The sequence below is a fragment of the Nocardiopsis lucentensis DSM 44048 genome, from assembly GCF_000341125.1.
GTDB classification, from domain to species: domain Bacteria; phylum Actinomycetota; class Actinomycetes; order Streptosporangiales; family Streptosporangiaceae; genus Nocardiopsis; species Nocardiopsis lucentensis.
In genome coordinates this window covers 1-1,282 of sequence record NZ_ANBC01000826.1, presented here as the reverse complement: position 1 = coordinate 1,282, position 1,282 = coordinate 1, and the positions used below count along the sequence as shown (strand labels likewise).

The following is a 1,282-nucleotide window of genomic DNA, read 5'->3' as shown; positions in this document are numbered from 1 at the left end:
CGTCGGCCCCCTGCTGTTGGCGGCGGGGTTCGTGTCGCTGTCCCGGCTGGAGGCCGACGACCCCTACGTGAGCGGGGTGTTGCCGGGTGTCCTCCTGGTCGCGCTGGGGCTGTCGGCGGCCGTGGCGCCGCTGACCGCGACCGTGCTGGCGTCGGCGCCCGAGCGGCACGCGGGACTGGCCTCGGGGGTGAACAACACCTTCGCCCGGGGCGCGCAACTGATCGGGGTGGCCGCGGTCCCGGCGGTGGTCGGCATCAGTGGCGCGGGCGGGGAGGCGGCGGGCCCGGGGGCCGGGGCGGAGGCGATCGCGCGGGGGTTCGGGTCGGCGATGCTGGTGCTGGCGGGATTGTGCGTCCTGGCCGCGCTGTGCGCCGCTGCGCTGCCGCGCGGGCGGATGCCGGGCCCCGCGGAGGAGAAGGGGGAACTCGTCCCGGAGGAGGCTCCCGAGGCGCGTCCCGTGCAGAGGGGGCGCCCGACGCGGTTCTGCGGTGTGTCGGGGCCGCCGGTGCGCGCGTGTCCGGGTTCGAGCGCGGGAGAGCCCCGCGACACGGGTCGGGCGGGCACGGACTGACCCGGAGCGGGCCCCCCCCCGCCTGTGTCGGAATGGTCCGCGTGTCCTGTGGCGCTCCGCTGGCGGGCGAAGGTCAGAGGTCGGATTCCGGCGCGGCGTCGGGTTCGGCTGAGACATCCGACTCCGACACCACACTCACGGCGTCCTCCTCGGCGCTGCGTTGCGGCCCCCAGCGCTGGTGGGGGACGACCCGCCGGCGTTCGGCGCGCACCTCCTGGCTGATCCCCCACTCGCCCCGGCTGTCGTCGTCCACGAAGTCGTAGGCGAGGATGTTGAAGTCGGGGTCGATCACACGCTCGCACTCGGCGATCTCGGTCTCCTGGGGATCATCCCCCAGGTCGGTGTCGACGTCATAGGGTTGTTCGCTCACGGTGGCCCCCTCCTTCCCTGTTGCCCCTGATGATCCCAGGTCAGGGCAGGCATGGGAAGGACGCGGGGGTCAGCGGCGGGCGCGTTCGGCCCGGCGCAGGCGCAGCGGGCGCAGGGCCGCCTCCAAGGCGACCGCGCCGTCCAGTTTGCTCTCGCCCACGATGCGGTCCTCGAAGTGGATCGGGATCTCCATCATCTTCTGGCCGCGCCGGAAGGCCCGGTAGTGCATCTCGATCTGGAAGGCGTACCCGGTGCTCTGGATACCGGGCAGGTCCAGCACGCGCAGGGTCGAGGCCCGCCAGATCTTGAAGCCCGCGGTGACGTCGCGGACCGGCATGGACA

At 73.6% G+C, this 1,282-nt stretch carries 1 protein-coding gene and 2 pseudogenes; 1 reads left to right on the top strand and 2 read right to left on the bottom strand.

All coding sequences use genetic code 11. The features are described 5' to 3' along the window. Positions 1 to 571: pseudogene (locus D471_RS36745) on the top strand (MFS transporter); the annotation flags it as partial. 73 nt (positions 572 to 644) lie between these two features. On the opposite strand, the gene D471_RS0128780 reads toward D471_RS36745, so the two are convergent. Both D471_RS0128780 and D471_RS0128775 read right to left on the bottom strand, forming a co-directional pair. Then, entirely contained in the window at positions 645 to 941 is a 297-nt protein-coding gene (locus D471_RS0128780) for a hypothetical protein (RefSeq protein WP_017601825.1), read from the bottom strand. A 69-nt stretch (positions 942 to 1,010) separates the two neighbouring features. After that, positions 1,011 to 1,282: pseudogene (locus D471_RS0128775) on the bottom strand (polyprenol monophosphomannose synthase); the annotation flags it as partial.